This window comes from Pseudomonas bubulae, from assembly GCF_900618535.1.
In the GTDB taxonomy this organism is placed as follows: Bacteria; Pseudomonadota; Gammaproteobacteria; order Pseudomonadales; family Pseudomonadaceae; genus Aquipseudomonas; species Aquipseudomonas bubulae.
Genome location: NZ_UYJA01000002.1, coordinates 834,441 through 860,436, shown reverse-complemented (window position 1 = coordinate 860,436; position 25,996 = coordinate 834,441). Strand labels below are relative to the sequence as shown.

Annotated in this window: 20 protein-coding genes and 6 tRNA genes; 6 read left to right on the top strand and 20 right to left on the bottom strand. The window is 57.3% G+C overall.

All coding sequences use genetic code 11. From position 1 onward, the window contains the following. Positions 1–141: 141 nt before the first annotated feature. Together PPTH39_RS10685 and PPTH39_RS10680 are read left to right on the top strand one after the other, a co-directional pair. Positions 142–2,589 carry an acyl-CoA dehydrogenase gene (locus tag PPTH39_RS10685; RefSeq protein WP_095021014.1) on the top strand — a complete coding sequence of 816 codons (2,448 nt, stop codon included), beginning with the start codon at positions 142–144 and terminating at the stop codon, positions 2,587–2,589. A gap of 63 nt (positions 2,590–2,652) precedes the next feature. Beyond that, the gene (locus PPTH39_RS10680) at positions 2,653–3,069 is read left to right on the top strand and encodes a PA2817 family protein (RefSeq protein WP_083369822.1); all 417 of its coding nucleotides are present in this window, start codon (positions 2,653–2,655) and stop codon (positions 3,067–3,069) included. 114 nt (positions 3,070–3,183) lie between these two features. Here the strand turns inward: PPTH39_RS10680 and PPTH39_RS10675 are convergent, their stop codons facing one another. Beyond that, the gene (locus PPTH39_RS10675; protein ID WP_095019651.1) at positions 3,184–4,125 is read right to left on the bottom strand and encodes a LysR family transcriptional regulator; all 942 of its coding nucleotides are present in this window, start codon (positions 4,123–4,125) and stop codon (positions 3,184–3,186) included. 88 nt (positions 4,126–4,213) lie between these two features. Here PPTH39_RS10675 and PPTH39_RS10670 point away from each other — a divergent pair, with 88 nt between their 5' ends. Further along, entirely contained in the window at positions 4,214–4,840 is a 627-nt protein-coding gene (locus PPTH39_RS10670) for a hypothetical protein (RefSeq protein WP_095019633.1), read from the top strand. A 5-nt stretch (positions 4,841–4,845) separates the two neighbouring features. Here PPTH39_RS10670 and PPTH39_RS10665 read toward each other — a convergent pair whose 3' ends face one another. From PPTH39_RS10665 to PPTH39_RS10605, 13 genes are all read right to left on the bottom strand, one after another. After that, positions 4,846–9,570 (bottom strand): dermonecrotic toxin domain-containing protein, encoded by a 4,725-nt coding sequence (locus PPTH39_RS10665; protein ID WP_130871950.1) that lies wholly within the window; start codon positions 9,568–9,570, stop codon positions 4,846–4,848. Between the two features lie 113 nt (positions 9,571–9,683). Beyond that, entirely contained in the window at positions 9,684–10,505 is an 822-nt protein-coding gene (locus PPTH39_RS10660) for a quaternary amine ABC transporter ATP-binding protein (RefSeq protein WP_095003136.1), read from the bottom strand. After that, positions 10,502–11,353 carry an ABC transporter permease gene (locus PPTH39_RS10655; protein WP_130871949.1) on the bottom strand — a complete coding sequence of 284 codons (852 nt, stop codon included), beginning with the start codon at positions 11,351–11,353 and terminating at the stop codon, positions 10,502–10,504. The genes PPTH39_RS10660 and PPTH39_RS10655 overlap by 4 nt, the downstream gene beginning before the upstream one ends. Positions 11,354–11,374: 21 nt before the next feature. Continuing rightward, the gene (locus PPTH39_RS10650) at positions 11,375–12,394 is read right to left on the bottom strand and encodes an ABC transporter substrate-binding protein (protein ID WP_095003134.1); all 1,020 of its coding nucleotides are present in this window, start codon (positions 12,392–12,394) and stop codon (positions 11,375–11,377) included. Beyond that, positions 12,391–12,939, bottom strand: coding sequence for a sigma-70 family RNA polymerase sigma factor (locus tag PPTH39_RS10645; RefSeq protein WP_095003133.1), 549 nt, complete (start codon positions 12,937–12,939; stop codon positions 12,391–12,393). Before PPTH39_RS10645 ends, PPTH39_RS10650 begins: the two co-directional genes overlap by 4 nt. A gap of 130 nt (positions 12,940–13,069) precedes the next feature. Next, positions 13,070–13,861 (bottom strand): phosphate/phosphite/phosphonate ABC transporter substrate-binding protein, encoded by a 792-nt coding sequence (locus PPTH39_RS10640; RefSeq protein WP_130871948.1) that lies wholly within the window; start codon positions 13,859–13,861, stop codon positions 13,070–13,072. A gap of 18 nt (positions 13,862–13,879) precedes the next feature. Beyond that, a complete protein-coding gene (locus tag PPTH39_RS10635) occupies positions 13,880–14,821 on the bottom strand; it encodes a fatty acid desaturase (RefSeq protein ID WP_130871947.1) in 942 nt (313 codons plus the stop codon). 185 nt (positions 14,822–15,006) lie between these two features. Next, positions 15,007–15,082, bottom strand: a tRNA-Gly gene (locus PPTH39_RS10630). Positions 15,083–15,087: 5 nt separating this feature from the next. Next, positions 15,088–15,163: transfer RNA gene (locus tag PPTH39_RS10625), tRNA-Glu, on the bottom strand. Between the two features lie 101 nt (positions 15,164–15,264). Next, positions 15,265–15,340, bottom strand: a tRNA-Gly gene (locus PPTH39_RS10620). 5 nt (positions 15,341–15,345) lie between these two features. Beyond that, positions 15,346–15,421: transfer RNA gene (locus PPTH39_RS10615), tRNA-Glu, on the bottom strand. A 101-nt stretch (positions 15,422–15,522) separates the two neighbouring features. After that, a tRNA-Gly gene (locus tag PPTH39_RS10610) sits at positions 15,523–15,598 on the bottom strand. A 2-nt stretch (positions 15,599–15,600) separates the two neighbouring features. Next, a tRNA-Glu gene (locus tag PPTH39_RS10605) sits at positions 15,601–15,676 on the bottom strand. Between the two features lie 331 nt (positions 15,677–16,007). Between PPTH39_RS10605 and PPTH39_RS10600 the strand changes: the two genes are divergently transcribed. After that, positions 16,008–16,766, top strand: a complete 759-nt coding sequence (locus PPTH39_RS10600) for a hypothetical protein (protein WP_095003130.1) — start codon at positions 16,008–16,010, stop codon at positions 16,764–16,766. 118 nt (positions 16,767–16,884) lie between these two features. Here PPTH39_RS10600 and PPTH39_RS10595 read toward each other — a convergent pair whose 3' ends face one another. Continuing rightward, positions 16,885–17,229, bottom strand: a complete 345-nt coding sequence (locus PPTH39_RS10595) for a YggL family protein (RefSeq protein ID WP_095003129.1) — start codon at positions 17,227–17,229, stop codon at positions 16,885–16,887. Positions 17,230–17,462: 233 nt separating this feature from the next. Between PPTH39_RS10595 and dacB the strand changes: the two genes are divergently transcribed. Beyond that, positions 17,463–18,929, top strand: a complete 1,467-nt coding sequence (dacB, locus tag PPTH39_RS10590) for a D-alanyl-D-alanine carboxypeptidase/D-alanyl-D-alanine endopeptidase (protein WP_095003128.1) — start codon at positions 17,463–17,465, stop codon at positions 18,927–18,929. A gap of 190 nt (positions 18,930–19,119) precedes the next feature. Here dacB and rlmKL read toward each other — a convergent pair whose 3' ends face one another. Further along, complete coding sequence (rlmKL, locus tag PPTH39_RS10585) at positions 19,120–21,390, bottom strand: bifunctional 23S rRNA (guanine(2069)-N(7))-methyltransferase RlmK/23S rRNA (guanine(2445)-N(2))-methyltransferase RlmL (protein ID WP_095025762.1); 2,271 nt, start codon at positions 21,388–21,390, stop codon at positions 19,120–19,122. Positions 21,391–21,930: 540 nt separating this feature from the next. Between rlmKL and rmf the strand changes: the two genes are divergently transcribed. Beyond that, a complete protein-coding gene (gene rmf, locus PPTH39_RS10575; protein WP_095003125.1) occupies positions 21,931–22,146 on the top strand; it encodes a ribosome modulation factor in 216 nt (71 codons plus the stop codon). 117 nt (positions 22,147–22,263) lie between these two features. Here rmf and PPTH39_RS10570 read toward each other — a convergent pair whose 3' ends face one another. From PPTH39_RS10570 to PPTH39_RS10555, 4 genes are all read right to left on the bottom strand, one after another. Beyond that, positions 22,264–23,286: a quinone-dependent dihydroorotate dehydrogenase gene (locus PPTH39_RS10570; RefSeq protein WP_095003124.1), complete on the bottom strand. Its 1,023-nt coding sequence runs from the start codon at positions 23,284–23,286 to the stop codon at positions 22,264–22,266. A 121-nt stretch (positions 23,287–23,407) separates the two neighbouring features. Then, entirely contained in the window at positions 23,408–24,382 is a 975-nt protein-coding gene (locus tag PPTH39_RS10565) for an OmpA family protein (RefSeq protein WP_095003123.1), read from the bottom strand. A gap of 106 nt (positions 24,383–24,488) precedes the next feature. Then, complete coding sequence (sigX, locus tag PPTH39_RS10560; RefSeq protein ID WP_029611289.1) at positions 24,489–25,079, bottom strand: RNA polymerase sigma factor SigX; 591 nt, start codon at positions 25,077–25,079, stop codon at positions 24,489–24,491. A gap of 91 nt (positions 25,080–25,170) precedes the next feature. After that, positions 25,171–25,995 (bottom strand): mechanosensitive ion channel family protein, encoded by an 825-nt coding sequence (locus tag PPTH39_RS10555; RefSeq protein ID WP_095003122.1) that lies wholly within the window; start codon positions 25,993–25,995, stop codon positions 25,171–25,173. Position 25,996 lies beyond the last annotated feature (1 nt).

The window sequence follows — 25,996 nt, the reverse complement described above, 5'->3', positions numbered from 1 at the left end:
CTGATTGATAGACGCCGAAGGAGTCTACGCCGGGATGACGAACTCCGTCTCCAGCGCGAGGTCACTATCCCTACAACCCTGATCGAAAGTTGCGACTAAGCTCACAAGGGTGCACGCCCCTGATTTCATGGAGGATTGAATATGCTGTTGTTGTGGATACTGGTTCTGATTGTTGGCATCGCCTATATGGCCCATCGCCGCATCGCCCCCCTGACGATCATTGCCGTGGTCGCGGTGTATTTACTGGCCATGGGGGTTATCGGCCATGTACCTGGCGGGTTGCTGGCAATCCTCTGGCTGCTGCTGGCCGCGCCCACGGCCCTGCTGCTGTTGCCCGAACTTCGTCGCAAAATCTTTACCGCCCCCCTGTTCAACTGGTTCCAGAAGACCCTGCCGCCGATGTCGCAAACCGAACGCGATGCCATCGATGCCGGCACCGTGTGGTGGGACGGCCAGTTGTTTAGCGGCCGCCCCGACTGGAACCAGCTGCTGGCCTACCCCAAGGCCCGGCTGACCGAAGAAGAACAGGCATTTATTGACGGCCCCACCGAAGAGTTGTGCGCAATGGTCAGCGACTGGGAAATCGGCCAGGCCATGGACTTGCCACCGCAGGCCTGGGCGCACATCAAGGAGCATGGCTTCTTCGCCCTGATCATCCCCAAAGCCTACGGCGGTAAAGGGTTCTCGGCCTACGCCCATTCCCAGGTCGCCATGAAACTGGCCACCCGCAGTGGCGATCTGGCTTCCACCGTAATGGTGCCCAATTCCCTGGGCCCCGCTGAACTGCTGCTGCATTACGGTACCGATGAACAACGCGACCACTATCTGCCACGCCTGGCCCGTGGTGATGACATCCCCTGCTTTGCCCTGACCGGGCCACTGGCAGGCTCAGATGCCGGGGCAATGCCCGACACCGGGATCATTTGCAAAGGCCAATGGCAAGGTGAGGAAGTTATCGGCCTGCGCCTGAACTGGGAGAAACGCTATATCACTCTCGGCCCCGTCGCCACGCTGCTGGGCCTGGCGTTCAAGGCCCATGACCCGGACCATCTGCTGGGCGACAAAGAGGACCTGGGCATCAGCCTGGCATTGATCCCTACCGACACCCCCGGCGTCGAGATCGGCCGTCGCCATCTCCCCCTGGGCGCAGCCTTCATGAACGGCCCGAACTCGGGCAAAGATGTGTTTATCCCGCTCGACTACCTGATCGGCGGCCAGGAAATGCTCGGCAAAGGCTGGATGATGCTGATGAATTGCCTGTCGGTGGGACGGTCGATTTCGTTGCCGGCAGTGGGCACCGGCGCGGCCAAGTTCACCAGCCTGGTGACCGGCCAATATGCTCAGGTACGCGAACAGTTCAATGTGCCACTGGCCGCCTTCGAGGGCATTCAGGAGGCGCTGGCGCGTATCGGCGGCAATGCCTGGCTGATGGACAGCGCCCGCATGCTGACCGCCAACGCGGTGGATCTGGGGGAAAAACCCTCGGTTCTTTCGGCCATTCTCAAGTACCACCTTACCGAACGCGGCCGCGAGTGCATCAGCCATGCGATGGACGTGCACGGTGGCAAAGGCATCATCATGGGCCCCAACAACTACCTGGGGCGTAACTGGCAAGGGGCTCCGATCTTCATCACTGTAGAGGGCGCCAATATCCTCTCGCGCAACCTGATGATCTTTGGTCAGGGCGCCATCCGTTGCCATCCCTTTGTGCTGAAGGAAATGGCCTTGGCCGGGCGGGAAGATAAAGATCAAGCCATGCTGGAGTTTGACGCCCTGCTGCTCAAACACATTGGTTTTGCCATCAGCAACGCTTCCAGCACGCTGGTGTTGAACCTGGGCATTGGCCGTTTCGAAGCTGCGCCCGGCAACCCGTTGAGCCAGGGTTACTTCCGCGCGCTCAACCGTCAGGCGGCGGCGTTCGCCCTGCTCGCGGACCTGAGCATGATGCTGCTGGGCGGTGAGCTCAAGCGCCGCGAACGCTTGTCTGCGCGCCTGGGCGATGTGCTGAGCCATTTGTATCTGGCGTCGGCCGCCCTCAAGCGTTATCACGACCTCGACTCGCCGCAATACCTTGATCCGCTGTTCAAATGGGCTATGGAAGAAAGCCTGGGCCACGCCGAGCGCGCACTGGATGAACTGTTGAAAAACTTCCCGAGCCGAACGCTGGGCTTTTTGTTGCGCGGCGTTGTATTTCCGTTTGGGCGCCGGCATACCGGTCCGTCGGACGCACTGGATGCCGAGGTCGCTGCAGTGTTGGGCCGCGCCAAAGGGGATCCGGCACTTGAAGCAGTGCTCGCTGGCTGCTACCGCCCGCAATCGCCGGATGACGCTGTGGGCGCCCTGCAACATGCCAGCAACCTGCTGAGCGAAGCGCGCCCCCTGCACAAAAAACTCCACGAAGCGCTGAAAAGTGGCCAGGTAAAACCCGCTGCAGGAGAACCGTCCATCGATGCCGCGCTGCAAGCCGGGGTACTGCAACCGGCCGAAGCTGAAACCTTGCGCACCGCCGAAGCCGCACGACGCAAGGTCATCGACGTGGATGACTTCAGCAAGGAAGAACTCAGCCACACAGAAGGAAAGATTCGATAACAGGACAGCGAGCGCGATGAGCTTTATACTCTCGCGCCCGTTTTACCCTAGAGGACACCCGCAATGGCCACCAACGATCTGAACCACAACCTTGTCCTGCTCGACATTCTGCGCAGCATCCTGGTTGCTGTCGGTGACGCTGAGCAGATCCCCGAGGAAAGCCACGCGCTGTTCCTGGAGCGTTTTGACGACATGCGCAGCTCGTTGCCGGTTGACCCGATCAACAGCCAGTACCTGGGCCAGGACATCATGTGCCAGGTAATCGAGCGCTATCCGCAGATCGCCCACCTGGTCCCGCGCGACCTGCTGTGGTACTTCGGCGGCGCCTGCTTCAACTTCCTGTCGGATGAAGAGCTGGACATGTATCAGGCCCTGGAAGAGCGCCGCCACGAAGCCGAACTGAACGATGAGCCGTTTGACTGGAATCAGGAAAAACAACTGATGGCGCTGCCCACGACACAAGACAGCCCGCAGCACTGATCGCAGTCCGACCCAAAAGCCCGCCCGGTTTTGCCTGGCGGGCTTTTTTTGAAGAAGCAAAAGCTCTGTAGCCGTTCCAACAGCTGCGTTCGGCAGCGCAGCCCTCGGCAGCTGCTACGGATTACGCCACATCTCCAGCGTCGGTTCCTGCGCCATCCGCTCCACCAGAAAGTCGATAAACACTCGCAGCTTGGGCGGCAAATACCGGGTGGGCGTTTGTAGCAACCACACGCCGCCGTGGTAGGAAGCAATAAAATTCCACTCGGGCAGCACCTGCACCACCACCCCCTCCTCCAGCGCCTGGCGTGCCGTAAAGTACGGCAAGCTGCCGATCCCGATATGCTGCAACACCGCATCCAGGCGCACGCCCGTATGATTGGCCGCATAACGTCCGCGCACCCCCACCGTTACCGACCTGCCACCCTGCCTGAATTTCCAGCGCGCATCAGCCGGGGTTTCCCCCAGGTAAATGCAACTATGGTCACGCAAGTCCTCAGGCTGCTGCGGCACCCCGTGCCCGGCCAGATACTGCGGCGTGGCACAGAGTAAATGCTCGATCGGGAACAGTTGGCGCCCCACCAGCCCCGGTGGCGGCTGGTCGGTAATGCGAATGCTCAAGTCAATGTTGTCATCGATCAAATCGACATAACGATCCTCGAGGATCAATTGCACATCAACCTTGGGGTAACGGCGCAGAAATTCGGGCATATGGGGATGTATCACGTACCGCCCCACGGCCTTGGGCACGCTCAGGCGAATGAGCCCCTCGGCCTCCCGGGTAAAACGCCCGCTCAGGTCCATCACCGCCTGAGCCGAACAGGCCATTTCATCGCAACGTTTGAAAACCTCTTCACCTGCATCGGTCAGGCCGAGCTTGCGGGTTGTGCGTTGCAGCAAGCGAATGGCCAGGGCTTTTTCCAGTCGGGCAACACTGCGACTGACTGCCGAAGGCGATGTGCCAAGCTGACGAGCGGCTTCAGAGAAGCTGCCTGCCTCGACCACTTTCACAAACACGACCATTTCAGCCAGTAATGACAACGGGAGATTTATGCTCACAGCGCACAGGTCCATTGAAAATTTGATGGATTATCACACTCCTGACTCCCCCCTATACTAAAAACGAAACCCGCTCAGGAACACCTCCATGACCCAACGCCTGTTTTTCAATGACGACGCCGTGAGCTGCGAGGTCGAAGTCATCCACTGCGCGCCCCAAGAAGACGGGTTTGCCGTCATCCTCTGCGCCACTCCCTTTCATCCCCAGGGCGGCGGGCAACCCAGCGACACGGGCTGGATCGGCGACAGCCAGGTCATCAAAGTTGTGCAGGGACAGGATGCTATCGTGCACCACGTCAGCGTGCCCGTACCGACAGGCCGGGCACGGGCTCAGGTCGACGAAACCCGCCGTCGGTTGCATGCCCGCCTGCATTCGGCCGGGCATTTGATTGGTGTATGCGGCGAGCAACTGGGCTGGGTACCCACCAAAGCCCATCACTGGCCAGGCGAATGCCGGGTAAGCTTTGTAGCCGGCGACAATCCGCAACCCCTTGAGGCCGAGGCCGTACAGCACACCCTGGCACAATGGATCGCTGCCGACCTGCAAAGGCATACCTGCCTGGACTCGGAGCAGCGCGCCATCCGTTTTGGCGAGCTGCCGGGCTATCCATGTGGCGGCACCCATGTGCAATCCCTGGCTGAACTGGGCACCGTCAACGTGTTGTCCGTAAGTCAGAAAAAGGGCGTGCTCTCAGTACGCTACGCTCTGGCCTGACGCAATCAAGGAAGGGATAAAAAAAGCCGCTGCGCCATGGCCCGATCCAGTTTGGCGCGATACACCGCGATATAGTCATGGGAACTCTGTGCCCGGGCGTACAACGCCTGTTCACTCAGGGTGCGCTGTTGGGCCGTTTTCAAGTGGGCCACGTCAAAGTCGGCGGCGAGTGTGTCCATTGCCTTGTAATGAAAATGTGCAAACCACAACTCATTACCCTCCAAAGTGCTAATGGCGTATTCCTCAAGATAATCCTTGCGCTGGCCTTTGGACAAAAACCGCCGCCTCCCCACACGGGTAATGTTTACCTCGCCCTGGGCCTTTAAATACTCGACGTTGGCACCCGTTGGCGGCAGCCGCTTGATAATGCTGATGCGCAGGCTTCGGCCCTCGGCGCGCAACCTGCCGGCCGCCGCCTTCAGGTCGGTAATTAATGCCAAAGCGCCAGCTCTGCGCTCTTGAGTCAGGGGCTCAACCTCAGGGCTGGATGTGAGCACAATCCGCTCCATCTTCTGCGCCACCTCGTCGAGTGAGCTGGCTTTGAAGCTCAGAATTTCTTCTATTTCGATCGGTATTCTGGATGTTGCAGCGCTTGCCCTGTTCTGTGCAATGACTCCCGAAATCCGCTCCAGCAACGTGCGGGCGTCAGCCTGGAGTCGGGATAACGACTTGGCTTGTGAAGCCTGAAGAGTGGGTGGTCTGCTGCTACCGATTTCTTCCCATTCTCCCGCCTCTGTTTTGCGATAGGAGCGGATATTCATTTGATCGATGCCCTCAGTCACATCGACGATTTCATCTTCAGACTCCGAGGACGGAGGACGACGCTGCCCTACCAGCGTCAGGTTTTTTGTGGTCTTGATTACTTGCTGAGTCCCGCGGGACGATCCTGCCCCGGCTCCTGGCTCATTGATCAGGCGACTGGGGCCTGGCCGGGGCTCTTCTGCTTCAGAAGAGGAGCTTTCGGACTCACGGATAACATTCTGCATCTGGGCTTCTGCAAACGTTCTCAGGCTGCTTAGAACCTCAATAATGTCGGGCAGATATTCATTACGGAAATGCTCGGAGCCAAGACTGACAAGGTTCTGGCAAACGCCTTCCGCTGCGTCGTATTTTTCGATGGTCTTATCGAAGAAATCGAGATGCTCTCCGGGATACTTCGTCTCTTCACGGCGCAAGCTTAATTGCGACCAGGCGGTATCAATCAATGTTCCTTGCCCGAACAGATCAAATGCATATTGCTCTTCAGGTATGAGGTTGACCGCATCACGGCGGATCACCAGTTCGCACAGGGTTTCCAGGTAGGCGGCGGACCAGTGGCGGTCGAAATAATCCCGATTGGGTTGATTGATTATCTCTTCCAGTGCGCTGTATCTGGGCAACGGCCTGGTTCTGACCTCATCAAGGGCATCGCACTCGCGCAGCGAGTTTTTATATAACCGCGCCTCTAGCCGTTCGGCCTGTTTCAAGTTGGTAATCCAGCGCTCATAGGGAGCACTCGAGCCATTGTTTATCTCTGCCAGAACCTCCAGCAGCGAAGCGGTATAAGAGACCCTGGAGTTGGATACCGGCAGTTCACGGAGCGCTTCTTCCAGGTAGTTCTGTAATTTGAACAGCCTCAAGGTCAGCTGTACCCAAGTCTCCTGTGTTCTGGCCTCAAAGCCCTCCAGGGGGATAATTTGGTTCGACCTGGTTTTGACGTTGATCATGTCCAGCACACCCGCGCGCCACGCTTCCAGCTCAGCTTCGTAGCGATCAACAAACGTCGCTCGCCGATCGGGAAATTTAGTCAGCAACTCTTCAGTCAGTTTCAGCACTCGGTCGCGCCTCAGAAGCTCTTCGTCCAGGCGTTCGGCCTCTTGCTGCAACGCGGCCACTTTCTGGGTCTTTTTCTCGCGCAATGCCTGAATGGTTTTTTTGGGACCGCCGCCGCGCAATCCCAAACGCAGATCGAGTTGCCACTGCCCGGCCTCATCCCTTCTCAGGCGCGGGCCAAATCTTTCAGGCTGCCTGTCGTCCTGGATCACCAGCCCATCCGCGTCACGGCCAACGCGATAGGTTTTGGCACCGATCTGCACATATGACTTGCCCTCATGGTTGATAACACCTTTTAAGGGGCCTACTTCGATGCGCGTGCCCTGGCTCAAGTCCAGATCCAGCACAAAAGTGTCCAGGCTTGCCTGCTGCAGCTCTGTCAAACGGGGCTGAGCACTGAACCATGAGAAGTCCAGGGACGAATACTGGCTGGCAGCACGGGGTTCAATATCGGGCTGTTTCTTTTGCGCGATAACGCTAGCGGACACTGGCTCAACCGCCGGGAGGGCCTCAGGTTTATAGATCGTAAACAACGGTTCATCGACAGGGGCACTCAAGCGTAACCGGGCATTGGCTTTTGCCTTGAATCTCAGACCTTCGTGCAGAAGTGCCAGGCTGATATTGAATAAAAGATCGATAACCGTTTGTTGCCCCGCCTCTTTATCGCCATCAATTCGCGCCTGCAAACCGCTATCAAGGCTCAACAGGGTCTGAAAAAGCCAGGCGGCTTTCTGCAAGGGCCCACTGAGGAAAAACGTCAACCCGTTAAACAGGCTCCAGCCATAGTGCTTGAGCAGCATCCAGCGACGCTCAGAGGTCGACACCGTCTGGTTGTCCGCCATGCTCATCAACGCACTGACGTTGGCGTCAAACATCGCCCCGTAGTAGTTGCCCACCAGGCTACGCGTACTCAAGGTCGCCGGGCGACGTGGCAACAGGGCCAAAAAACCCTCCAGCAGTACATTCTCCAGATGCGGTCGCGCAAAACCGCCGTCGGCGTAATAACCACGGGCGTCATCGTCCAGCCAGGTCAATATGCTTTCTTGCAGCTCACCCGGATGCTTGATGGCGTCAAACAATGCGGGCCAGCTGGCATACTCCAACAAGGGTTCAGGGGCAAAAGGCCGGTACAGGATAAAGGGCCCTGTCTGGATATTCAGCGAGCCGAAGACAAACATGTTCGCCGCCGTATCAACTCTGGCCCCCTCATAGGCGTAAAAGCCCAGGGGCCGCACGCACACATAGTCATGGCTGACCGACCGTTGCGCGTCGTGGCGCATGACCTGGGTGACCACATGCAAGCCCTGCGGGGTAAAACCGGCTTGCCCCCTGATTTTTTTCTCCAGGGCCAACAGCGGCAATTGAATTCTCAGTTGGGCCGCATATAACGCCTCGCGCTGCATGACTTGCTTGTCGTCGTCCACCAGGTAACCCTTGAGTAGCGCGATATAGCCCACTCCCACATCCAGCTCATCCACAAGGCTTTTCACGTAGCCACTGGTCAACCAGTCAGGTACTGGGGCGCCTGTGCGATCCTTGACCGCGATCAGGCCGACTGGCCAGCCGCCTCTGTAGCCAAGGACAAACTCGACAAATGACAGCACATCGTCGCTGAAAACAGGCAGCTGCAAGTTTTCGACCCCCACGTCATGTATCTCAATGTGCGAGATATCGAGGCCTGACCGCGGATGATCGCGCTCGATGCGTTGCCTGATCATTTTCTCGGCGTACACCGGCAATGCATCAATACCGTCCAGAAAGGTGCGGCCCCGGGTCTGGCGCTGCCAGATCACTTCTGCGCTCATCAACCTGCTGTAGTCCAATTGATCCACGGAGCTGGCCTGCTTGAGCCACTCGGGCAATACGGAGATCACATTCTCCAGGTGCGGGCGTTCCTGCTCGCTGAAAAACGGGAACATCGCAGCCGCTTCGTCCAGCACCTGCTCCAGTCGCCCGACGCTCCATTTGCCTGCCTGAGCGGCTTGCCCCACACGCACCATGTTGCGCAACTGCTGGTCGAGCAAGGTGCGGGCCAGGCCGGTGATAAAGTCCCCCTCGGGCTCATGCAGACTCCAGCTCAACAACCGAACGGGGGCAACCTGCAACACACGAGTCAGCATGCAGGTAGCGAACGCCTGTACCGAGCTGAAGGACTCAACCCCGTGCTCCAGTGAATAACCGAGCACAATCAGGTGATCGGGCATTTGCCGGGTGATCAGCACCACACCCGGCAGTTGAAAGCGCCGCCGAACGTTGTTCTCTGTACCGTCGATATTGACCAGATAGGCGTGCACCGGGGTTTCGAGGGTTCCTCTGGCCCGATTGTCCCTGTCAGGGAAGGATGCAACCACCGCCAGCACGACTGCCTGATCGGCAGGCAAGGCAGGCACGCGGTTTTGCATCAGGGCGGCACCCCCCAGGGCCATCCGTAACACTTCGCTCAACCATTGAAGCGGGGCCAATGAGCCGTTTTGCCTGTCACTCCAGAATTCGGCCAACGCCTGTTGATAGGCCGCAATCAATAACCCCGAATGGTCGTTGATGATGCTTTGCAGCTCCGCCATGTTCACCGCCAATGGATGCGCAGACAGTTCGTTTTTATCGACGCTCAGGCGGTGAACCCCCTGGATAAGCACCACCGGCGTTGAGTCGATAAAGCACTGAATCATCACATCCGCAACGGCCATGAAACGATAGCGCCTGGGCATGCCCGGTGAGTTCTCATGGCTCAATGGCTCAGCGATAGCGAGCTGCGTAAAATCCACGTTCAGGGCCGGGTATTTATCCTGTAGCGCTTGCTTGAACCAGCTGGCAACGACACCTTGAAACGTCGGGCGCAGGGCAAAACTGTGACCCGCAAAGCTACTCAGGGCCGAGTAGCGGATCATGGCATCAGGGGTGGTCGAAAGTGTTTTCATGACAGTTCATCGCGTTGAATTAGACGAGGGTTACGCCCGCGAGAGGCAGAACCGGATCGGCTGATTAAACGCAATGAATCCGCATTACAGGCGGTATCTGGATATGTACAGGATCAGGCACTGGTGCGCCGGCGCTGGACGAAACGACCGACGTAGTCATCTGCCGGAGCCTGCAGAATCTCTTGCGGGCTGCCGACCTGGATCAACTGCCCGTCCTTGAGTACGGCAATACGATTGCCAATGCGCAACGCTTCGTCCAGGTCATGGGTGATAAACACGATGGTTTTTTGCAAAGTGCGCTGCAATTCCAGCAACTGATCTTGCATCTCTGCACGGATCAAAGGATCCAGGGCACTGAAAGCTTCGTCCATCAGGATGATGTCGGTGTCGGTGGCCAATGCCCGTGCCAGGCCGACGCGCTGACGCATGCCGCCCGACAGCTGATGAATGAACACCTGCTCGTAACCTTGCAGGCCGACCACGGAAATCCAGTGGAGGGCCCGCTGCTGGCATTGCGCGACGCTCTCGCCCCGGACTTTCAGGCCATAGGCGACGTTATCCAGTACGTTGCGGTGAGGCAGCAGGCCAAAATTCTGAAACACCATGCTGATCTTGTGCCGACGAAAATGGCGCAAGGCAGGCATGTCGTAATCCAGAATGTCTTCTCCGTCGACCAGGATCTGACCACTGCTGGGGTCGATCAGCCGATTGAGATGACGCACCAGCGTGGACTTGCCTGACCCGGACAAGCCCATGATGACAAAAACCTCTCCCGCCCTGATCGATAGCGAAATGTCATTGATGCCCACCACGCAGCCTGTTTCGGCCAGCACTTGGTCTTTACTCTTGCCCGCGCGGATCATCGCCAGCACGGCCTTTTCGCGATTGCCGAACACCTTGTAAACGTTGCGTACTTCAATTTTGTTGACGGTCATTTCTGATCCCCATGCCGAGGTCGGCCATAAGCCTGGGTAATGCGGTCGATGACCACCGCCAGAATCACGATAGCCAGCCCGGCTTCCAGCCCTTTACCGACGTTGAGGGTCTGAATGCCTACCAGCACGTCTTCGCCAAGACCGCGTGCACCGATCATCGAGGCAATCACCACCATCGACAGGGCCATCATGGTGGTCTGGTTGATACCGGCCATGATGCTGGGCATGGCCAGCGGCAATTGCACACCGAACAACTGTTGCATCGGCGTGGCACCAAAGGCATTGATCGCCTCCATCACCTCGCGGTCGACCTGGCGCAGGCCCAGATCGGTCAGACGGATCAGCGGTGGTACGGCATAAATCACAGTGGCAAAAATCGCTGGCACCTTGCCCAGGCCAAACAGCATCAGCACCGGGATCAGGTACACGAAGCTGGGCATGGTTTGCATGATATCCAGCAGCGGCATCAGCACCGAACGCAGACGGTTGCTGCGGGCGGCCAGAATCCCCAGCGGGATGCCCAGCAGCACAGCAATCACTGTGGCCACCAGCATCAGCGCCAGGGTCTGCATCAGCTTGTCCCACAGGCCAACAGCACCTACCAGGAACAACAGGCCGACAATCAGCAAGGTGCTGAAAATTTTGCGCGTGGAATGCCAGGCAATGGCGCCGACGATGATCAGCATCAGCCACCACGGGGTCAGGCGCAGCAGGTTTTCGAGGTGGATGATGGCCCACAGCAGCGTGTCGGAGATGTGCCGAAACACATCGCCGTAGTTGCTCACCAGCGCATCAACGCCATCATTGACCCATCCTGCGATGGAAAACGTCAGATTTTCAGGAAACATGCGGTGCTCTTGTTCAAGGAATTAATTCGCTTTAAGCGCCGCATCGACCTTGGCCGCCGCTTCAGGAGTAACCCAGGCATGCCAGATCTGCGGTTGCTCGCGCAAAAAGGCCTGCGCCGCCTTACGCGGTTCGGTGCGTTTTTCGCTCATTTGCGCCAGGGTTGTGTTCAGCAAATCGATCGGAAAATCGACCTTCTGGTAGAACTCGACCAGTTGCGGGTATTGCTTGCTGAACGGGGTCGACACGCCGATCGCCAGTTTCGCCGGCAAGGAGCGGGTGCCCTTGGGGTTGGGATTGTTGGCGTCGGCCAGGGTTTTCCAGGCTTCGGCATCGAAGGCAGGCTCTTCGAGTTTTATCAGTTTGTAGCGGCCAATCAGCGGGGTTGGAGACCAGTAGTAAAACAACACCGGTTTGCCACGCTTGATCGATGAGCTGACCTCGGCATCCAGCGCCGCGCCGGAGCCTGTACGAAAGTTCACGAAGTCCTTGTCCAGCCCGTAGGCCTTGAGCTTTTGGCTGTTGACGATTTCAGAGGTCCAGCCGGTAGGGCTATTTAGAAAGCGACCGCGAGAAGGGTCTTCCTGATCGCGGAAAACATCTTTGTAGCGTGCCAGATCGTTGACCGACTTCAAGTCCGGGGCCAGCGCCTTGATGCCTTTTTCAGGGTCGCCCTTGATCACATACTCCGGCACCCACCAGCCCTCGCTGGCGTTCTTGACGATATCGCCCAGCCCCAGCACCTTGCCCTCAGCTTCGGCCTTGATCCACACCGGGCTGCGCCCTGCCCACTCTTCACCAATCACTTGAATATCGTTTTTGGCCAGTGCTGCTTCCAGACTGACTGTGCTGCCGGGCAATGTGTCCGTCGCCACGTCGTAGCCTTTCTCAGTAATCAGGCGCAGCACTTCGGTAATCAGGCTGCCGCTTTCCCAGGTGATATCACCAAAGTGAACCGGTGCCTTCTGCTCGGCCAGCACCGGTTGGGTGATCAATGCACAGGCCAGCAGCGGACCACCGAGCCATTTTTTCAAGTTATTCATGCGGATTCTCTTGTTATGGAGGGGCGGTAGGTGGGTTGCGCGGTGGCGTGCATGGCGCAACGCTTGAGGGCGCGAACCATGTAGTCACTCACGCTGCGCCGGGATATGCCCAGCTGTTGTGCGATTTCGGGATACGTCAGGCCATTGACCCGTGATAGAACGAAGGTTTCCCTTACCTTGTCGGGCAAACCATCGAGCCGGGCATCAATCATCTGCAAGGCTTGAATTGCCTGGGCCAGGGTCTCTGGCGAGGGGAAATGAAGGGGTTCTTGCTGTTGCACGCTCATCAGATAGGCCCGTTCCACATCCCGGCGACGCCACAGTTGAAAGATCAGACGCCGGGCGATAGTCGTCAACAACGCACGCGGCTCGCGGATGACCTGCCCCTGAGGTGCGCTTAAAAGCTGGGCAAACGTGTCGGCCGCGATGTCTTCAGCGTAGCTGCTGGAATCGAGGTAACGGCACAAACGTGCATGCAGCCACAAATAGTGGGTGCGATAAAGCTGGCTCACATGGTCGCGGTGAGCGATGTCGGCGCCGGACATAGGGGCTCCAGGAATTAAACAGAACGGTATGTCCGGTGATCCGGTGCGGCGATCCTAGCAAATGGTTTTATGCAATTTAAATACTAAAAAAACATTTGTTTATTCGTTTCAGCTATTAAGTATGGCTCCACTACTGCAACACGTCATACCCGAACTCAGCCGCTTCCTGCCGATAATCGAGAACCATCTGATAATCCGCTTCACTGGCTGGTAAAACTTCCCGCAGCCCCAAGGTTAGAGCTACTTCGGGTAATTGCTCCAAGGCCGTATTCATTGCCTGGCGAATCTGCCCTGCGCCGTCACGTCCGGCACTGAGCGCAGTGATGTAAGGCAAGGTCGGGCTGGAGGCCGTACGCGCCACAATCCGCAGCCCGGCAACTTCTGCCGGCGCATAGCGGGCCAGGTAGGCATAGGTCACGCTGTCGATGGCGGCAAGGTCGGCCCAACCTTCGCGCACCCAGCGCAGGCTTTGCCGGTGCGCGCCGCTGACGGCCACGGAGGCAAAAAAGCGCCCACCGCGCTGCAGGGGCGCAAGGCGATGGCGCAATAGATTCATGCCGCTGTTGGAGTGCTGATCATTGATCACCCCGCGGCTGCCCTCGAAAGCGCCCAGATCGCGGCGCGGATCTGCATCACGGCTGACAATCACACTGCAATGCTCCCCCCCATTGCTGTCGGGCCATTCGTAATGCGGGCGACCGACCAATTGCACCTGACCGCGCAACTGGGTCAACAGCGGATAACCGCAGGTCTGGCTCAGCAACAACTCGGGGGCCCTGAACAACTCCAGCAGGCCAAGGCCCCGGGCATCGCCACGGGTATGCTGCAAAAGCTCGAGAACACGGGTCAACCAGCGTTCATTGGCTTCGCTGACCTGCTGGGGGGCTACATACATTGCCAATTCGGCATAACGGCCAGACATGGAAGGCACCTTGTGAAATTAACTGAACGGATGCTGCGGGCTATCAATCGCCTGCACCGCGTGACGGCGAATCAGTTCACCGTAGCCTTGCACCAGAAAACCGCCGCTGCGCTGCTGCCACTGCTCTCGTCGCGCACGGTAGACCCTGGGCATGTAAAACCACGGCAAACCCGGTAAATCATGGTGCACCAGATGCAAGTTGAGGTTCAGGAACAGCCAGGTCCAGGGCCAACCGGCTTCATTGAGTACCGTTCGCTGTTCCGGCCGGGATGCGGGACGGTGCTCATAAAAGGAACGAACCATGCCCACTGACAAAACCGGCACGGTAACCAGAAATACATACTGCCAAACAGCCAGTTCGCTGCAGTACGCGATGAAGGCAAACATCAGCATCGTGAAAAAACCGTGGGTCAGCCACATGCACCAGGCTTTCCGCTCGCCGCTGCGCAGGCGATGCAACTCCTCCCTGGCCATGCCAAACAATGCCAGGGGCGGGCCCAGCAGCAGGCGTCCGGGCACCGTTTTGTTCAGCCAGAGCAAACCACGCAGCAGACTGGAACTGCCCTGCCAGTGAGCCTGGCTTAAATAGCGGCTTTCGGAGTCAATGCCGGGCAAGGTCAGGTCATGATCGCGGTGATGCTGCAAATGGCTGTCGCGATAGAGGGTATAGGGGTACCACAGCGCAAAAGGTGCGTAGCCCAGCACCTTGTTAAGGTTGCTGGAACCTGTGGGGTGGCCGTGCAGCAGTTCGTGCTGCACCGACATCCACAGCACCACCACCGGGATCAGCAGCACAATCGTCCAGCCAGCGCCAAGCACCGGGCTGCCCAGCAGCAACGCAAACCAGGCGGTGGGAACGGCAAGCAGCAATAACCAGGTAGGCCACTGGGTTCGACCGGTGAAGGTACGGGACAAGGCCTGGATGTCCCGTTGTTGGGCGCTATCGAAATAATGCGACATCTGATGAACTCAAAACAGGTTTGAATCCTTGTTGCGCCAGTCGCAGTTTTCTTGCAGATCGATTGGTTATGAGCTTAGAGGTGTTTGCGTACGGGTCGAAAAGCAAACCCCGGAAACGCAAAAAGCAGCCCGAAGGCTGCTTTCTGTGTGTTTTTTGAAACTGCGTTGCTCCAAAAAACAAAATTTGGAGCGGGAAACGAGACTCGAACTCGCGACCCCGACCTTGGCAAGGTCGTGCTCTACCAACTGAGCTATTCCCGCAATAATGGCGTCCCCTAGGGGACTCGAACCCCTGTTACCGCCGTGAAAGGGCGGTGTCCTAGGCCACTAGACGAAGGGGACGTTGCCCGAAATGTACACGTACATTTCAGTGCCAGATCACTAACAAACGTTAGTCTCTTGGCTTTCACTCAACTTCGCCCGAAAGCAAAGTTGCTTAAAAATGGAGCGGGAAACGAGACTCGAACTCGCGACCCCGACCTTGGCAAGGTCGTGCTCTACCAACTGAGCTATTCCCGCAATAATGGCGTCCCCTAGGGGACTCGAACCCCTGTTACCGCCGTGAAAGGGCGGTGTCCTAGGCCACTAGACGAAGGGGACGTTGCCCGAAATGCACACGTACATTTCAGTGCCAGATCACTAACAAACGTTAGTCTCTTGGCTTTCACTCAACTTCGCCCGAAAGCAAAGCTGCTTAAAAATGGAGCGGGAAACGAGACTCGAACTCGCGACCCCGACCTTGGCAAGGTCGTGCTCTACCAACTGAGCTATTCCCGCAATGGCGTCCCCTAGGGGACTCGAACCCCTGTTACCGCCGTGAAAGGGCGGTGTCCTAGGCCACTAGACGAAGGGGACACACTACAACTTCACTGGTTACATGCGTTTGGCTGTTCGCTTTACGCTGCAATTGGCGCGCATTCTAGGGATGGATTGGAAGGTCGTCAACCCCAATATGAAAATATATTGAAATCAATGACTTCCCCCCTATTAAGGCGTTTTCCTACAGAGTCTCGAGGCAAGCTCTTGGCGCCTATATTCCGGCACCCTACAAGGAGTTATGATTGCCGGACCTCAGTGATGGCAGTTTGCTGCCCAGTCGATCCTCACCCCCGTCCTAGCCAGGCACTGCGACTTCACCGAGACAGCGCATCTACACCCACAAGAGGTTTTAACGTTGACGCCCACCATGATCGCCCTGCTTGTCGTCGTCGGGATCGCACTGTTGATTGCCATCGTCTACATCAACCATATAGTGGAAAACAACAAACTGGAGAAAGCCCGCCTCAAGGTCGAGCTTAACGACCGCATCCGTCGTTGCAGCGAGGTCAACGAGACCTTCCCCGGCCAGTTGATGTCTCCCGCCCTCAAACTGCTGCTTACCCGCCTTGAGCTCAATGCGACACAGCGCCTGTTGCTCCTGGATAAATCCAGCGCGGCATTAAAGGCACAAGTGACCGAGCTCGGCGGCCTGATTGCCAAGGGCGAGTCAATTCCTGTCAACAACCCGCCCAACCCGGTGCTGACCGAAGCCAAAGCCAAGGACGTACGTTTTTTGCTTGAAACACTCCACGGGCAAATCACCCGTGCGGCCAAGGACGGTTTTTTGCCGACCAACGAAGCCAAGCAGTGGCTCACGGAAATTCGCCACTTGCTGGTGGTGTTGCATATCGAGTTCTTCAACAATCTGGGCAAGCTGGCCCTGCAGAAAAATCAGCCCGCACAGGCGCGCCTGGCTTTCGAACGTGCCGTACAGTACTTGCGCAAACAGCCGGTACCCGCCATGTACAACGCCCAGATCAAGGATTTCGAAGCACAACTGGCACGCGCCAACGCACAAGTGCAGAGCGCACTTGAGCCGACCACGGGTGAAGTCAACGAGCTGACTGAAGGTTTGAAGACAGACGAGGCCGATGCCGACTGGAAGAAGAAGTCGATTTACGACTGACAGACACATGCCACCTGTGCAGCTGTCGGAGGAACCAGGGAATGCGATGTAAAACCCAGGACGGGCCAGAGGGGTAAAACATATAAAGGCAGCCCTTGGGCTGCCTTTATATTTGACGTCAGGCTACCGGATTGATTGGCTTTTCCGGGTACCACACGTCCAACAGCGGGCTAACTTCAACGGTGGTCAGCTCTGGACGCGCTTTGAGCCAGGCTTCAACAGCAGCACGCTGCTCTTCGCTGACCGAACCGCGCTTCTGCAGGCAAACCAGACCGTAGTCGTCGCCGCCAACATAACCCAAGCCGTTAGCTTCCATGGCTTCTGCCAGGAAAGCTGCCAGGAATGCATCGATAGCCTCTTCCGACAGGTCTTCTTTGAAATCCAGGTTCAGCTCAAAACCCAACTCCTGAAATTCATCAACGCACAGTTTTTTGCGCAGACGCTGGGAACGATTAGTAGCCATTGAACAATCCTCTTAAGTAATAACGGGCGGCACTTTAGCAGCTTCGGCCGCCCGGCGCCCGGTTCCGTGTGAACGGTTCATCGTTTTCTATACTTTATCCGAGAAACCCTGTAACAGGTGGATGCACAACCCCGACAACCTTGGGGCATAATGCCAATACTTTTATGACCATTGAGGGAACTTTTCATCATGCCCTCGTATTTCCCCCCCTCGCCTGCAGGGTTTTACTTAATATGATCAAATCTTTACGGCCACTGTTTCTCGCCAGCTTTTTTCTGCCACTGGCCTTCGGCGCCAACGCCGCCCCTGTCAATACCACCCTCACACCAAAAGTTCAGCAAGCGCTCAAGACCAACAAACTGGGCGACGACGCCCTGTCCCTGGTTCTGCTGCCGCTTAGCGGCCCTGGCATTCCCACTGTCTACAACGCCGATGTATCCATGAACCCGGCCTCCACCATGAAACTGGTGACCACCTACGCCGCCCTGGAAATGCTTGGCCCGACCCATCAATGGAAAACCGAGTTCTACACTGATGGCACGCTGAACAATGGCATTTTGCAAGGCAACCTGTACCTCAAGGGCGGCGGCGACCCCAAGCTCAACATGGAAAAACTCTGGCTGTTGATGCGCGATCTGCGCGCCAATGGTGTGCAACAGATCACCGGCGACCTGGTACTCGATCGCAACTTCTTCAATCAGCCGCAACTGCCGGTATTCAACGACGACGGCAATGACAAGAACAAACCGTTCCTGGTCAAGCCCGACTCGCTGATGGTCAACCTCAAGGCCCTGCGTTTCGTGGCGCGCAACGATGGGGGCAAGGTTCTGATTTCGGTCGAACCACCAATTGCCAGCATCAAGATCGACAACCAGGTCAAGGCCGTCAACACCAAGCAATGCACCGGCGACGTGCGCTACAACCCGGTACCGCAAGCCGACGGCTCGGTACTGGTCACCGTCAGCGGGCAACTGGCCGATGGCTGCAACTCGCAGACCTATCTGTCCCTGCTGGACCACGCGACCTACACTGCTGGCGCCGTACGCGCTATCTGGAAAGAGCTGGGTGGCAGCATTCAAGGCCAGGACCGTCAGGCCAGCGTACCCAAAAATGCCAAGCTGCTGGCACGCGCGTTCTCGCCAGACCTGGCCGAAATCATTCGTGACATCAACAAATACAGCAACAACACCATGGCCCAGCAACTGTTCCTGAGCCTGGGCGCGCAGTTCCGCAACGATGCTGACGGTGACGACGCCAAGGCCGCACAGCGCGTAGTACGCCAATGGCTGGCGAAAAAAGGCATTACCGCACCCCATTTGATCATGGAGAACGGTTCCGGCCTGTCCCGTGCAGAGCGCGTCAGCGCGCGGGAAATGGCGCAAATGCTACAGGCTGCCTGGAAAAGCCCCTACGCTGCCGAGTTCATCAGTTCCATGCCCATTGCCGGCAAAGACGGCACCATGCGCAAGCGCCTGAAAACCACGGCCATGAACGGCCAGGCCCATATCAAGACCGGCACCCTGAACACCGTGCGGGCCATTTCCGGCTTTAGTCGCGACAGCAACGGCAATACCTGGGCAGTGGTGGCCATCCTTAACGACCCTCGTCCGTGGGGCGCTTCGGCGATTCTGGATCAGGTTCTGCTCGACCTGTATCGCCAGCCGCAAATTCCTAACAGTGCGGTATCCATCGCCCAGTAGGACATTTGCCAGGCAATAAAAAACGCCCCCGATCTTGCAATCAGGGGCGTTTTTCATTGTGGGAGCGAGCCTGCTCGCGAAGCAGGCGACCCGCTCAGGCGCAAAACTGCGGTGATGCCATCGCGAGCAGGCTCGCCCCCACTACAGGCCCACCCCTGCAAGAAGCAGGCAGGCCAGTACTCAGCCGCTATTACCGGGCCATGATTTTCCAGGCACGGTGGATTTTGCTGTTGCGGGCAAAGTCCGGATCGATGGTGCTGGCAGTGATTTCTTCGACCGCGTAACGCGCTTCCAGATTTTCATCGAGGATGAATTTGCGGAAGTTGTTGGAGAAATACAGCACGCCACCCGGCGCCAGACGGGCCATGGCCAGATCCAGCAATTGCACGTGGTCGCGCTGCACATCGAAGATGCCTTCCATGCGCTTGGAGTTGGAGAAGGTCGGCGGATCGATAAAGATCAGGTCGTACTCTTCACGACAGGCATCCAGCCACACCATCACATCGCTCTGCTCCAGACGGTTCTTGTCCGAAAAACCGTTCAGGGACAGGTTGCGACGCGCCCAGTCCAGATAGGTTTTCGACAGGTCAACGCTGGTGGTGCTGCGCGCGCCGCCCTTGGCTGCGTGTACGCTGGCAGTTGCTGTGTAGCAATACAGGTTGAGGAAGCGTTTGCCGGCAGCCTCTTTCTGGATACGCATGCGCATCGGGCGATGGTCCAGGAACAGACCGGTGTCCAGATAGTCGGTGAGGTTCACCAGCAGCTTCACGCCGCCTTCATTGACCTCGGTGAACTTGCCCTGGGCACTTTGACGCTCGTACTGCTTGGTACCGCTCTGACGCTCGCGACGCTTGACGATTACCCGGCTCTTGTCGATGTTCAACGCCTGCGGGATGGCTGCCAATGCATCGAACATGCGTTCCGAGGCTTTTACCGGATCAATGGATTTCGGTGCCACGTATTCCTGGACGTGAACCCAGTCGTGGTACAGATCGATCGCCATGGCATATTCCGGCATGTCGGCGTCGTAGACACGGTAGCAGTCGATACCTTCGCGCTTGACCCACTTGCCCAGCGCCTTGAGGTTCTTTTGCAGTCGGTTGGCAAACATCTGCCCGCCTTCGCTCAAGCGCGGCTGCTCGATCACCACCGGAGCCGGTTTGATCGGGTTACCGTTCTTGTTGAACTTCTCGTACTTGGTTGGCGCTTCGATGTTGGAAGGCAGATCGGACTCAGCCTGTTCGCGCTCAGCCTGACGCTGCTCGGGGGTACGGCGCTCGCCGGTAACGAACTGATCCGGCACCACCTTGATCAACAACAGCTTGCACGGCAAGGCGCCGTTCCAGAACGAATACTGCTTGTGGCTACGGATGCCCATACGCTTGCCCAGATCCGGAGCACCGGTAAACACCGCGGCCTCCCAGTTCAAGCAGGCCTGGCGCAGACGCTCGCCGAGGTTCTGGTAGAGATAAAGCAAGCTCGCCTCATCACCCAGACGCTCGCCGTACGGCGGGTTGCAGATTACCAGGCCTTTCTGGTTCTGGTCCGGACGCGGCTCGAAGGTCGCCACTTCGCCCTGGTAGATCTTGATCCAGTGGCTCAGGCCCGCGCGCTCGATGTTATTGCGCGCAGGCTGGATCAGGCGCGGATCGGCTTCATAGCCACGAATCCACAGCGGTGGCTTGGCCATGCCGATTTCGGCACGCTCGGTGGCTTCGTCGTGAAGTTTTTTCCAGATGGCCGGTATATGACCCAGCCAGGCATCGAAACCCCAGTGAATACGATTGAGGTTTGGCGCCATATCGGCGGCGATCATCGCGCCTTCGACAAGGAACGTACCTACACCACACATCGGGTCAGCCAGAGCAGCACCTTCGGCGGCCATACGTGGCCAGCCCGCACGGATCAGGATGGCCGCCGCGAGGTTTTCCTTCAGCGGAGCAGCACCCTGCTGCAGGCGGTAGCCGCGCTGGTGCAGGCTGCTGCCTGACAGATCCAGCGACAGAATGGCTTCGCCACGGTCCAGGCGCAGGTGAATGCGCATGTCGGGGCTGATCTTGTCGATGGAAGGACGCTCACCGCTTGGCGTGCGCAGCTTGTCGACGATGGCGTCTTTTACCTTCAACGCACCAAAGTGGGTGTTGTCGATACCCGAGCCGTGACCGCTGAACTCAACGGCCAGGGTGCCATCCGGCACCATATGGTCTTGCCAGTCAACGTCCAGCACACCGTGGTACAGGTCTTCGGCGTCCTTCATCGGGAAGCGCTTGAGTACCAGCAACACACGGTTGGCAAGGCGCGACCACAGGCACAGGCGGTAGGCCGTCTCCATGGTAGCCATGCCTCGAATGGCCGAGGTGTGCTCGCGGGCTTCCTCAAGACCAAGGCCGGTGGCCTCTTCGAGAAGCAGGCCTTCAAGGCCTTTGGGACAGGTAAGGAAGAGTTCGTAACGATCCGACATGGGATTCCTGGGCTATTAGCTATCAGCGAGAAGGCGACGCATCGCCCGCTCCGTTTTCAATCAAGCGCTTTTCTTGAAGAGCGCTCGCGTGGCACGAAACTGTGCCGTTCCACCGAGGCGATCACTCATGCCCGCAGGCATGAACAGTTTAGACGCCGAGGCAGGTCATTCATCTGGAAACAACAGGTCATATACAGACCCTTCGTCGAATAGTCCCCCAGCAAAAGAGGCGGGTATTCGCGACGGGGAATGAAACGCATCCTCTTTGCAAACACTCGGCCTATCAGGCTTTGGTCGTATTCAGTGGTCAAAAAGCGACCTTACTTATGGCCTTAACACCATTATCGTTACGTCCTTATGACAAAACGATCATTCACACGCCTTGGCGCATTGGTTAGAACTCAACTCAGGTTACGGCCGCACAGGCCCTGACAAAATGCTCGCCACGCCGGCAGCGAGCACACCAACGGCAGAACACTCTGCCCCGGCCTCTGGAAGGCCGACGCTAAATAAACAGTCAACAAGTGAGGGCAATACCCTATGAGAAGACTTAAGCGTGATCCGTTGGAAAAAGCGTTCCTTCGCGGATATCAATACGGTGTTAACGGAAAATCCCGCGAGCTTTGCCCTTTTACTCTACCGTCGGTACGCCAAGCCTGGATTAACGGCTGGCGTGAAGGACGCGGCGACAACTGGGACGGTATGACAGGCACTGCGGGCATCCACAGACTCAACGAACTTCACGCCGTCGGCTAACTCCGGGCAAAATCCGACATCACCTCGAAGCTGTACTGACTCAACCTTGCCGCCCTTTCCAGGCGGCGGGCTACGGCCCAAGGGCTCCTTAGGGGAGCCCTTTTTATTGCCTGCCAATCAGCGCGCCAAGGCCGATATGGCGTCAACCGACTCGCGAATCAAGGCCGGACCCTTGTAGATAAAGCCCGAATAAATCTGCACCAGGCTCGCACCCGCAGTGATTTTTTCAGCTGCGTGTTTGCCCTCGGTAATCCCGCCCGCAGCGATGATCGGCATACGACCTGCCAGCTCACCGGCCAGTACTGACACCGTGTGAGTACTTTTCTCACGAACCGGTGCTCCAGACAGTCCACCCGCCTCGTCGCCATGCTCCATACCTTCAACACCTGTACGACTCAGCGTGGTGTTGGTGGCAATCACTGCGTCCATACCCGTCTCAAGCAGCGCCTGAGCCACAAGCACGGTTTCTTCGTCTGTCATGTCAGGGGCGATCTTGATCGCCAGCGGTACGCGCTTGCCGTGGCGCTGAGTCAGCTCGTTCTGACGCAGCTGCAGGGCCTCGAGCAATTGCTTGAGCGAATCACCGAATTGCAGGCTGCGCAAACCCGGCGTGTTAGGCGAGCTGACGTTTACAGTCACGTAGCTGGCGTGCTCATACACCTTGTCCAGGCAAATCAGGTAATCATCGACCGCTCGCTCAACCGGCGTATCGAAGTTCTTGCCAATGTTGATACCCAGGATACCGCTGTACCTGGCTGCCTGAACCCGTGCAAGCAGGTGATCGACGCCAAGGTTGTTGAACCCCATGCGGTTGATGATCGCTTGCGCTTCAGGCAGTCGGAAAATACGGGGTTTGGGATTGCCCGGCTGAGGTCGCGGCGTCACGGTGCCGATCTCAACGAAGCCAAAACCCAGTTGTGCAAAGCCATCAATGGCCGCACCATTTTTGTCCAGACCTGCGGCCAGGCCGACCGGGTTAGGGAAGTCCAGCCCCATCACCGTCACTGGCAGCCTTGCCGGCGCCTTGCACAACAAACCGTTAAGCCCGAGACGGCCACCTGCGCCGATCAAGTCCAGGGACAGGTCGTGGGAGGTTTCAGGGGAGAGTTTGAAGAGCAACTGGCGGGCCAGGTTATACATGGGCTGATAGGACTCAAAGGGTTGCTTGAAGAGAGCGCGATTATAGCTGCGCGCTTCACTAAATCACAGGCAAAGAAAAACCCGGCCTGAGCCGGGTTTTTCTGAACAGCCTAGCTAAAAATTACTTAGCTTCTGCTTGAACGGTAGCTTCTACGCGACGGTTCAGGGCACGGCCTTCTTCAGTTGCGTTGCTTGCAACTGGGTTGGCTTCGCCATGGCCAACTGCGTCTACGCGGTTGGCTGCAACACCTTGGTTAACCAGGGCTGCACGAACAGCGTCAGCACGACGCTGCGACAGTTTCTGGTTGTAGGCGTCTGGACCGATGCTGTCAGTGTAACCAGCAACAGTAGTGGTGGTCGCAGGGTACTGCTTCATGAAATCAGCAACGTTGTTGATGTCAGGCATGTACTGCGATTTAACAACCGACTTGTCGAAGTCGAATTTCACGTCAAGTTCAACGCGAACAACTTCAGCGATCGGAGCTTCTGGCTCTGGCTCAACTGGTGCTGGAGCTGGAACTGGAGCAGGAGCGACTTTACCGCCGTTACCGCCGAAGTTCACACCCAGACCAACGGTAGGAGCGTAGTCCCACTTGCCGTTGTCCAGTTTGTAGTCAGCTTCAACGCCAGCACGGGCGAACAGGTTATCAGTGATGTACCACTTAACACCAGCGCCTGCAGTCAGGAAAGTCGACTTGTCGCGACCGCTGTGGCCGTCAGCCTCAACGTTGGTCATGCTCTTGTGAGCAACACCGCCGGAAACGTATGGACGCAGAGCGTCGCCTACGGTGCCGAAGTGGTACTGAGCGTTCAGACCAAAGTTGTCGCCTTTGATTTTCTGGTGGCCAGTGCCGTCATTCGAACGGGTGTGGTTGGTTTTGTCGTAGGTCAGGTTCAACGAAACGTCGTCGGTCAGGAAGTAACCGATCGATGCGCCTGGGTTGTAACCGTCTTCTACGTGCTTGACGCTGTCGTTGTACTGTTTTTTGTAGAACAGTTCACCCTCGACCGCGCCTTGGCCTTGTGCCAGGGCACCGAACGAAGTTGCGGCTACAAAGGAACCAATGGCAATGCCCAAGGTGTTTTTCAGTTTCATCCGTTAAATCCCCATCTGGTGATTGTAAAGCAGTCCCTCATACCGGGGGACAACTCGGCAGCAAGTCTATCAGACCTTGCCTACACGTAGAGCCATTTGCGCTGAACTAAGTTTCAGCAATGCCTGCAAATTTCTCACGCAATTTATCTAGAGCACGCTTGTAACGCATCTTTGTCGCACTCAAACCCATATGCATTATGTCCGCGATTTCCTGAAATTCCAGTTCTGCGACAAAACGCAGCACAAGAATCTCACGATCAATCGGATTTACATGCACCAGCCAGCGATCAAGTCCGCCCTTTTCCTCAGGTTTCGGCGCCTTTTCTTCGGACGCTTCCTCGAGGGGGTCAATACTTAATGCGTCCATCAAGCGACGCTTTCGCCGTTCCTTTCGATACTGTGTAATGCACTCGTTGTAGGTGATGCTATACAGCCATGTCTTGAATTTCGACTTACCTTCAAAATTTTTCAAACCGTACAGCACTTTCAGCATGACTTCCTGACAGACATCATCAGCGTCCCTATCGTTCCCTAAATACCTTGAACAAACGTTGAACAAAGTACGCTGATAGCGCCGCATCAGCTCTTCATAGGCACGTGTCACGTGAAACAACTCATCATGCGAGCGCGCCACCAGCTCCTCATCAGAGAGCTCGCGGGGGTCATAGCGCATGGATAGCGATTGTGCTTTATTCAAAACGAGTTGTGCCAACAGTCAGGTCAATGTCCGCCGCAACCAGTCAATCTTGGCTTTTTTGCGGCGGCGTACATTAGCAGGGTTTGCCGTGTTAGCGGCTGGTTACGTGCTGCTCCAGCAAGATCCGGTTCGAGATGGAGACTAGCTCACCCTCATCGGTCAGCAACGTGGTTTTAACCGTGCCAATTTCTTCGATCTGCCCTTCAACCTCGCCAATCCGCACTTCCTGACCAACCTGATACAGCTCACGCACATAGATCCCGGCCAGTATTTGCCCGGCGATTTCCCGGCTGCCAAGCCCCATTGCCAGTGCAATAGCCAGACCAACGGTAATCAACACAATAACAATCACATGGTTTAGCAGGTCGGTCTTGACCTCCAGCTGGCTGATAGCCACGGAGATGCTGATGATGATGACCAGCCCCTGGGTCACCCTGCCCAGCCCGCCGGCATAATCGAAGCCCACGCTCTCGGCAGCGCCACGCACCAGGCCGTTGAGCACCTGGGCCAGCAACACGCCTGCCAGCAGAACCAGCAGCGCACCAAAGACCTTGGGCAGATACACCGTCAACAGATCCAGCGCGGATGACACACGATCCAGGCCCAGAGACTGCGCCGCAGAAACCAGGAATACCAGCAGCACAAACCAGTAGACGATTTTGCCAATCAGCGTCGAAATGGGCACCTGAATTCCGACCCGGGCCAGAATTTTGGTCAAGCCCGTACCGCCCATCAGGCGGTCAAGGCCCAACTTGGCAAGCAGTTTGGACAGCAAGGCGTCGAGCAGTTTGGCAACCACGAAGCCCAGCAGTACTACCACCAACGCGCCGAAGAGGTTGGGAATAAAGTTGGCAATCTTGGTCCACAAGGCAGTCATTGCCGCGACCAGGCTTTGGGTCCAGACATTCAATTCCATG

What these genes read in the sequence shown, in the direction of transcription:
- PPTH39_RS10685 (WP_095021014.1), top strand. Translation starts at nt 142, where the DNA reads ATGCTGTTGTTGTGGATACTGGTTCTGATTGTTGGCATCGCCTATATG.
- PPTH39_RS10655 (WP_130871949.1), bottom strand. Translation starts at nt 11,353, where the DNA reads ATGTTTCCTGAAAATCTGACGTTTTCCATCGCAGGATGGGTCAATGAT.
- PPTH39_RS10680 (WP_083369822.1), top strand. Translation starts at nt 2,653, where the DNA reads ATGGCCACCAACGATCTGAACCACAACCTTGTCCTGCTCGACATTCTG.
- PPTH39_RS10640 (WP_130871948.1), bottom strand. Translation starts at nt 13,861, where the DNA reads ATGTCTGGCCGTTATGCCGAATTGGCAATGTATGTAGCCCCCCAGCAG.
- PPTH39_RS10665 (WP_130871950.1), bottom strand. Translation starts at nt 9,570, where the DNA reads ATGAAAACACTTTCGACCACCCCTGATGCCATGATCCGCTACTCGGCC.
- rmf (WP_095003125.1), top strand. Translation starts at nt 21,931, where the DNA reads ATGAGAAGACTTAAGCGTGATCCGTTGGAAAAAGCGTTCCTTCGCGGA.
- dacB (WP_095003128.1), top strand. Translation starts at nt 17,463, where the DNA reads ATGATCAAATCTTTACGGCCACTGTTTCTCGCCAGCTTTTTTCTGCCA.
- PPTH39_RS10595 (WP_095003129.1), bottom strand. Translation starts at nt 17,229, where the DNA reads ATGGCTACTAATCGTTCCCAGCGTCTGCGCAAAAAACTGTGCGTTGAT.
- PPTH39_RS10645 (WP_095003133.1), bottom strand. Translation starts at nt 12,939, where the DNA reads ATGTCCGGCGCCGACATCGCTCACCGCGACCATGTGAGCCAGCTTTAT.
- PPTH39_RS10600 (WP_095003130.1), top strand. Translation starts at nt 16,008, where the DNA reads ATGATCGCCCTGCTTGTCGTCGTCGGGATCGCACTGTTGATTGCCATC.
- PPTH39_RS10565 (WP_095003123.1), bottom strand. Translation starts at nt 24,382, where the DNA reads ATGAAACTGAAAAACACCTTGGGCATTGCCATTGGTTCCTTTGTAGCC.
- PPTH39_RS10570 (WP_095003124.1), bottom strand. Translation starts at nt 23,286, where the DNA reads ATGTATAACCTGGCCCGCCAGTTGCTCTTCAAACTCTCCCCTGAAACC.
- rlmKL (WP_095025762.1), bottom strand. Translation starts at nt 21,390, where the DNA reads ATGTCGGATCGTTACGAACTCTTCCTTACCTGTCCCAAAGGCCTTGAA.
- PPTH39_RS10555 (WP_095003122.1), bottom strand. Translation starts at nt 25,995, where the DNA reads ATGGAATTGAATGTCTGGACCCAAAGCCTGGTCGCGGCAATGACTGCC.
- PPTH39_RS10650 (WP_095003134.1), bottom strand. Translation starts at nt 12,394, where the DNA reads ATGAATAACTTGAAAAAATGGCTCGGTGGTCCGCTGCTGGCCTGTGCA.
- PPTH39_RS10670 (WP_095019633.1), top strand. Translation starts at nt 4,214, where the DNA reads ATGACCCAACGCCTGTTTTTCAATGACGACGCCGTGAGCTGCGAGGTC.
- PPTH39_RS10660 (WP_095003136.1), bottom strand. Translation starts at nt 10,505, where the DNA reads ATGACCGTCAACAAAATTGAAGTACGCAACGTTTACAAGGTGTTCGGC.
- PPTH39_RS10635 (WP_130871947.1), bottom strand. Translation starts at nt 14,821, where the DNA reads ATGTCGCATTATTTCGATAGCGCCCAACAACGGGACATCCAGGCCTTG.